The 7,932-nt window shown below is 45.1% G+C and carries 6 protein-coding genes and 1 pseudogene; all 7 read left to right on the top strand.

The annotated features are described in order from the left end of the window. On the top strand, nucleotides 1–387 hold a 387-nt coding region (locus VL121_RS03035; protein ID WP_325402021.1), incomplete at its 5' end, for a DUF420 domain-containing protein. A gap of 220 nt (nucleotides 388–607) precedes the next feature. Next, complete coding sequence (locus VL121_RS03030) at nucleotides 608–1,054, top strand: hypothetical protein (RefSeq protein WP_325402019.1); 447 nt, start codon at nucleotides 608–610, stop codon at nucleotides 1,052–1,054. A 119-nt stretch (nucleotides 1,055–1,173) separates the two neighbouring features. Next, a complete protein-coding gene (locus VL121_RS03025) occupies nucleotides 1,174–2,265 on the top strand; it encodes an efflux RND transporter periplasmic adaptor subunit (RefSeq protein ID WP_325402017.1) in 1,092 nt (363 codons plus the stop codon). Nucleotides 2,266–2,477: 212 nt separating this feature from the next. Then, entirely contained in the window at nucleotides 2,478–5,651 is a 3,174-nt protein-coding gene (locus VL121_RS03020; RefSeq protein WP_325402015.1) for an efflux RND transporter permease subunit, read from the top strand. An 80-nt stretch (nucleotides 5,652–5,731) separates the two neighbouring features. Beyond that, the gene (locus VL121_RS03015) at nucleotides 5,732–7,186 is read left to right on the top strand and encodes a TolC family protein (RefSeq protein WP_325402013.1); all 1,455 of its coding nucleotides are present in this window, start codon (nucleotides 5,732–5,734) and stop codon (nucleotides 7,184–7,186) included. Between the two features lie 32 nt (nucleotides 7,187–7,218). Beyond that, nucleotides 7,219–7,542: pseudogene (locus VL121_RS03010) on the top strand (SCO family protein); the annotation flags it as partial. Nucleotides 7,543–7,581: 39 nt separating this feature from the next. After that, nucleotides 7,582–7,932, top strand: a 351-nt coding sequence (locus VL121_RS03005) for a DUF420 domain-containing protein (RefSeq protein ID WP_325402011.1), incomplete at its 3' end; no start/stop codon positions are given.

Raw genomic sequence — 7,932 nt, 5'->3', positions numbered from 1 at the left:
CTGGTTGCCGTAAAGCGCCGGAATTATATTTTGCACAAAAAAATAATGCTTGGCGCCATTGCCTTATCTGTGCTGTTCCTGGTTTCTTACATCTGTCATCATCTTTTTGCAGGCGAAACAAAATTTGGCGATATCAATCATGACGGGCTGGTAAGCGATACCGAAAAAGCGGCAGGGGGAAGCCTGCGAATATTTTATTATATCATTCTGGGCACCCATATTCCGCTGGCAGGAATCATTCTTCCTTTCATTTTATTTACTGCCTACAGGGGACTAACGGCAGAGTTCACCCTGCATAAGAAATTAGCACGCATTACCTGGCCCATTTGGTTATATGTTTCTATAACCGGGGTGCTGGTATATGTATTAATAAGACCTTATTATTGATATAATATCCTATATATAATAAGTCCACTTACAGTATCCTCTATACAGATTGACTTAAATCAATTTTTAAATTTTTCAATAATTTTAACGCTTTACCCCATCCATTTTTTTTATTGGGTTTTATCTTTGGCCCTCATTGCTTTCAAGCTTAAAATAACTTAATTATATCTCAACGGGTGCGCAGTAAATATACCAATCCCGGCAAACCATTTTCCCTGTCATGATTCAACATTTAAGAAAGCATAAGAGAACCATAGCATACTTCCTGCTGCTCGGCTTTTTGAATATCATGACCTTCCTGCCTGTAAGCCTTATGGAAGACAGTTCCGCCAATATGGATTACCCGGTTTTCAAAAGTGGGGAATGGACTGCGATGTATGAACAGGAGGATCACGCGCCCGCTACCATACTTGAGCTGCTGCTGGAAGATATTGCAGGGCTGAAAGACAGGCTTCCTGATCATGAAAAGCCCGGCTTCAATGCGCATTTCTTTAATTCCAAGAACAGGGTAAGCGTTTGCTTTTTCCAGAGCTTCATTATACCACCGGCTATACCGGAAGTTCAGCCCATGCTCATTGCAAAACATGACTTCCCGGAGACAGCTTACGCAAGTAAGCTGCCCCATCTGCAACATCATAATTTCATCTTCCGGCTTACTCCTTTTTGAGGTTGTACATCGTTTTACGCATTCATTCCATGAATGCTATTTATTATTTCACAATTCTCATTTGAAATCCGATCAGCAGGTCGGGTTCATGTCATTCATTTTAATTACAACCCCAAGAGATGAAAAATATATGGTATATAGCTGCCGGCTTTATTATGGCAGGATGCTCGGTTAAAGGAAATGTTCAGGATAATAAAGACCTGCCCCAATTACCCGTTTTAGAAGTATCGCTTAAAGATACCGCCTTACATCAGGATTATGTAACCAGCATTGAAGCTGTAAAAAATGTAGAAATCCGTACCAGGGTACAGGGATTTCTGAATAAGATATTTGTAGATGAAGGACAGGTGGTGAAAAAGGGACAACCTCTTTTCCAGTTGGATGACAATGAATTTGTAATTGCCCTCTCAAAAGCAAAAGCAAATGTAAGCAATGCCATGGCCGAAGCAAGAACAGCCGAAGTAGAACTGCTGAGGGTAAAAGGCTTACTGGCAAAAAAGATCGTATCTCCTACCGAAAAGGATATGGCAGAGGCCAAACACAAAGCGGCAAACGCTAAGGTGGAAGAAGCTTTAGCTGCTCAAAAGAAAGCAGAAACCAGTCTTTCCTATACATTTATACGCTCCCCGTTTGATGGCATCATTAACCGTATTCCGTTTAAAGCCGGTAGCGTACTTGATGCCGGCGCCCTGCTCACCACTATTTCAGACAACCATGAAGTATACACTTACTTTAATGTTTCGGAAAACGAATACCTGAATTACCGGAAAACCGCAACGGAAGACAGGAATAATAATATCAACCTGCTGCTTGCCGATGGAACGGTATATCCTTATTCCGGAAAAATTGAAACAGTGGAAGGTGAATTTGATGAAAGCACAGGATCTATCGCGTTCAGGGCAAGGTTTCCCAACCCTTCCAGGCTGCTCAAGCATGGCGCATCGGGTAAGGTAAGGCTTACAACAAACGCCGGTGACGCTTTGATCATCCCCCAAAAAGCTGTATTTGAAATACAGGACAAATATTACGTGTTCGTTGTTAACGCCGACAATACGGTAAAAATGAAAACCGTGGTGCCACAGGCAAGAATAGCACAATCGTATATTATCAAAGCGGGACTGAGCAAGGGAGATAAAATTGTATACGAGGGTGTACAGAATATCCGCGAAGGCACCCACATACAACCCATTCTTATACACAGGCAATTATAACAACTCCGGCTTGCATAGTAGCAATGATGCTTCATGCGCACCCTGGCTGCAGATGCCCGGCTGCTATTTGGAACAGGCTTGCTCTGTTTGAGCAGGCAGTGCTCCTGTTTGCTTTAATGACCGGCTATGCAGGTAAAGCGCCTGCTTTTACATTACCTGTTGACACATGAAACAAAACATTTAAAAACCGACCTCTTACAACAACCGTTTTTATGATAGAAACTTTTATCAGGCGACCCGTATTGTCGCTGATTATTTCATTGATCATTACTTTACTGGGTGTGCTGGCACTGTTTACCCTGCCTATTACACAATTTCCAGATATTGTGCCGCCCTCAGTAACCGTTACGGCAAGATATACGGGCGCCAACGCCCAGGTAAGTGCCGATGCGGTTGCCACACCCCTCGAAAGGGCAATTAACGGGGTGCCTGGGATGACCTATATGAATACGGTAACCAGCAACAACGGAGTAACCCTCATCACCATTTCTTTTAAAGTAGGCACAGATCCCGACCTGGCTGCCGTAAATGTGCAGAACAGGGTAACTACCGTGCTTGATGAGCTGCCCGAAGAAGTGATAAAAGCCGGTGTGGTAACGGAAAAAGAGGTGAACAGCATGTTACTTTACCTCAATATCGTGAGTGAAGATACCGCCATGGACGAGCAGTTCATTTTTAACTTCACCGACATTAATGTGCTGAAAGAACTGAAGCGTATTGATGGCGTGGGTTTCGCCGAAATAATGGGCGCAAAGGACTATGCCATGCGGGTTTGGCTGAAGCCCGACCGGATGCTGGCGTATAATGTGTCGGCAGATGAAGTGATTGCGGCCCTGCGCAGTCAGAATGTGGAAGCCGCTCCCGGCAAAACGGGCGAGGGTTCAGGCAAGCAATCTAATGTACTGGAATATGTGTTACGCTATACGGGCAAGTTTTCGGAACCCGAAGAATATAAAAATATCGTGTTACGCGCAAATGAAGATGGCTCAGTACTCCGGTTAAAGGATGTAGCCGGGGTAGAATTTGGCGCCCTCAGCTACAGCATGGTTTCCAAAACAGACGGTAAGCCTTCGGCATCTATTATGATTAAACAGCGGCCGGGGTCTAATGCAAGAGAGGTGATCAGTAATATTAAAACACGTATGGCGGAACTGAAGGAATCTTCTTTTGTGCCCGGCATGGATTACAATTTCGCGTACGATGTATCGCGCTTTCTTGATGCTTCCATCAGTGAAGTATTAAAAACATTACTGGAAGCTTTTGTACTGGTATTTATCGTGGTTTTCCTGTTCCTGCAGGATTTTCGGTCTACCCTTATTCCCGCACTGGCCGTGCCGGTAGCGCTTATAGGCACCCTGGCTTTTATGCTGGCGCTTGGCTTTTCCATTAACCTGCTTACACTTTTTGCACTGGTGCTTGCCATTGGTATTGTGGTAGATAATGCCATTGTGGTGGTAGAAGCCGTGCATGTAAAGATGACGGAAGATCACATGGGGGCAATGGATGCCACTATTGCTGCCATGAAAGAGATCACCGGTGCTATTTTGGCCATTACACTGGTCATGTCGGCGGTGTTTGTGCCGGTAGCGTTTCTGTCCGGACCGGCAGGCGTTTTTTACAGGCAGTTTTCCTTAACCCTGGCCATTTCTATTGTAATATCGGGCATTAATGCCTTAACGCTTACCCCAGCGCTTTGTGCCCTTATGCTGCGGCATCCCGCGCCGGGAAAAAAGAAAAGCCCGCTACAGCGGTTTTTTTCGGGTTTCAACAAAGCGTATGACAGCACACAGGGTAAATACCAGCACTTAATAAAACGCCTGGCCGGTAAAAAAGCATTTACTATGGGTCTGCTGGTCATTTTCTTTGTGGCTACATGGGGCACCAGTGCCGTGCTCCCATCGGGCTTCATTCCTACGGAAGACCAGGGCGTGATTTATGTAAATGTTACTACCCCTGCGGGCTCTACGGTTGAGCGTACCGGTAAAGTGCTGGATGAAGTGCAGGAGGCAGCACAAAACTTAGATGCCATTGATAATATTTCAACCCTGGCGGGTTACAGCCTCGTTACAGAAGTATCCGGCGCCTCTTACGGTATGGCTATGATTAATATGAAAAGCTGGGACAAAAGAGCGGAATCTGTAAACGAGCTGATTGAAATACTGCAGCAAAAAACGAAACACATTGCCGATGCGAGTATTGAGTTCTTACCACCACCAACCGTTCCGGGTTTTGGTAACTCAAGCGGGTTTGAGTTCCGGCTTCTAGATAAAACCGGCAGCGAAGATTTGCAGCAAACACAAAAAGTGGCCAATGATGTAATTGCCGCCGCAATGAAGTCGGGAGCGGTAAGCAACGCATTCACGGGCTTCAATCCCAACTTTCCCCAGTATATGATTCATGTAGACCAGGATATGGCCGCGAAAAAAGGTGTTACTATTGAAAACGCCATGAATACTCTGCAAACGCTGCTGGGAAGTTATTACGCCACCAATTTTATACGGTTTGGTCAAATGTACAAGGTAATGGTGCAGGCCTATCCCCAGTATCGCTCCGGCCCCGAAGACATACTTAACCTCTACCTTAAAAATAAAGATAATGAAATGGTTCCCTTTTCCACTTTCATAAAACTGGAAAGAGTATTTGGGCCGGAACAGTTAACCCGCTATAACATGTATACTTCTGCACTCATTAACGGCGATGCGGCACAGGGTAAAAGCAGTGGTGATGCCATTAAAGCGGTAGAGGCTGCTGCCAAAGAAGTACTGCCGAGAGGATTTGATTATGAATGGTCGGGTATGACCAGGGAACAGATCCTTTCTGGCAACCAGGCCCTCTACATTTTTATTATTTGCTTAGTGTTTGTATACCTCATCCTGGCTGCACAATACGAAAGCTTCCTGCTGCCGCTTCCTGTTATTCTTTCGCTACCCGCAGGAATTTTCGGGTCTTTTCTGTCATTGAAGCTGGCAGGACTGGAAAACAATATTTATGCACAGGTAGCGCTGGTAATGCTCATCGGGTTACTGGGTAAGAATGCTATTCTTATTGTGGAGTTTGCCATCCAGCGAAAAAAACTGGGCTCTTCTATATTAGAAGCAGCTATAGCCGGAGCTACCTCCAGGCTACGGCCCATTCTAATGACCTCCTTTGCTTTTATTGCCGGGCTTATCCCGCTTTGTATTGCAACCGGTGCAGGAGCCCTGGGCAACCGGTCTATTGGCACCGCGGCCGCGGGTGGCATGCTTACGGGAACCCTGTTAGGCATTATACTGATACCGGGGCTGTACGTTGCTTTCGCAGGTATTGAGGAAAAATTTGGACTAAAAAAGAAAATGAAACTAAAAGTGCAGGCTATGAAGTTTAAAGTAACACCGGAAAAAGAATAACCTGCAGGTTTGCGGTACGGCTGCTTTTGTACAACAGTACCGTACTGCTTTTATCTAAAAAATTTAATTACATATCGTTTATGAAAAAAATCAGATCTATTCTGTATATCCGGCTTTTCACATATGCCTTTCTGTTAGTATCTATACCCGCCTGTGTAACCCAGCAGCCCGCTGTGCAATACCCAATGCCTGAACTGCCCGGCAGCTACAGCAACCATGCCGATAGCTCCCGCTTAAGCAGTCTTACCCGTGAACAATTCTTCCGCGATGCCGTACTTCTCGGGCTTATTGATACAGCTATTAAAAACAACCTTAAGCTCAAAACCACGGTGGAAAAAATTATGATAGCGAGAGCCCACCTGCTTGTGCAGAAAGGGCTGAGGCTTCCTTCCCTGAACGGTTTTGCTTCGGGCGCAGTAGATAAATACGGCAAATACACTATGACGGGCGTTGGTAATTTTGATACCAACCTTTCCCAGAATATTACCGGGGATCAAAAAGTAACAAACCCTCCCCGTGATTTTTTCCTGGGGTTAAAAAGCTCATGGGAAATTGACCTCTGGGGAAAGTTGAAAGCAAAGAAAAGATCTGCCTACAACACGCTGCTGGCTTCCGAAAAAGGAAGGCACTGGGTTACCACCCAACTGGTAACGCAGGTGGCCTCTTATTATTATGAACTGCTGGCTTTAGACAACAGGCTGGAGATCATCCGCAGGAACATAACATTACAGGAAAGAGCGGTTGAAATAGTAGAGGCACAAATGGAAGGCGGACGCGCCAACGCACTGGCGGTTCAGCAATTCAGTGCTCATTTAATGCACACGCTCAGTCTTGAGCAGGAAACCCGGTTAGCCATTATTCAACTCGAAAATGAAATGAATGTGCTCCTGGGCCGTTTTGCACAAACGCCTATCCCCAGGGGCCTGCCCATACGGCAGCAACAAACGCCGGAAGTGATAGCTTCCGGGATACCAGCAGATTTATTAACAAGGCGGCCCGATATACAACAGGCGGCGCTGGAGCTGGCAGCAAGCAAAGCCGATGTAACAGCCGCACGGAAAGCTTTTTTGCCCTCGGTTACCCTTACCCCTTACCTGGCACTAAATGCTTTTAAGCTACCTTTATTGTTCAACGGCAGCTCCATTGCCTACGGATTACTGGGAGGAATTACACAACCCCTGTTTAACCAGCACCAGTTGAAAGCAGGTTTTGCCGTTGCCAATGCCGAACAAACCATCGCGTTTTATAACTACCGGCAAAGCATTTTACAAGGTTACGGCGAAGTGTTGAGTAACCTACAGGGAATTGAACATTACATAAAAATTGTTGATTTGAACCAGTCTGAAGTGGGCATGTTAACCGATGCCGTTAGTACGTCAACCGAATTATACCTAAACGGGTATGCCAGTTACCTGGAAGTGATAACTGCACAAAAAGGGGTATTGGAAGCTGAATTAAAACGCACTGCTTCACAAAAGGAATTGCTGACCGTTGCGCTGGACCTGTACCGCTCACTTGGAGGCGGCTGGGAATAAGTAAATAAACGCAGGGTAGCTCTTTCAGCGTTGACCCCGTAAGGGATTCTGCCCAGCGATTAAAAAAATACGCAGACAAATATGGCGTCAATCATGATACCTGGTGGATGCTTACCGGCGATAAGGAGGAAATTTATGACATTGCCAAAAAGGAATTTAAAGCCAATATTGCCGATACCAACGTAGATACTAACTTCATACACACCGAATACTTTTTCATTCTGGATAAAGACAGGGTGGTGCGGGGATGGTATAACGGCATGGACAGCATTCACCTGAATAAATTAGCCAGCGATGTGGTGCTGCTGATGCTGGAAAGGGATAAAAAGAAAAAGCGCAGGTTTTCCGGAAATTAAACGCTTCTTAAAATTCATAATAATCATAGCATAAAAGAAATGGGAACAGAAAATGTACCTCAGCCCCTCATAAAAAAGAATGATCAATTAGCCCGTTTGCTGATAAGCATTGTTTCCATCCTGATATTTATAGCCGTGGTATTACTGGGCCGCATAAAAATTGAAGCCAGCCTGGGGTTTGATGTGCATGTATTTGCATTAATTAATGCGATAATCAATTCCTTCGTATCGCTTTTATTAGTTGCCGGGCTGGTTGCCGTAAAGCGCCGGAATTATATTTTGCACAAAAAAATAATGCTTGGCGCCATTGCCTTATCTGTGCTGTTCCTGGTTTCTTACATCTGTCATCATCTTTTTGCAGGCGAAACAAAATTTGGCGATATCAATCAT

It is taken from the genome of Agriterribacter sp., assembly GCF_035497235.1.
GTDB lineage: Bacteria > Bacteroidota > Bacteroidia > Chitinophagales > Chitinophagaceae > Agriterribacter.
Note: the sequence above shows the minus strand (reverse complement) of the source record. Positions and strands in the feature narration are given on the sequence as shown.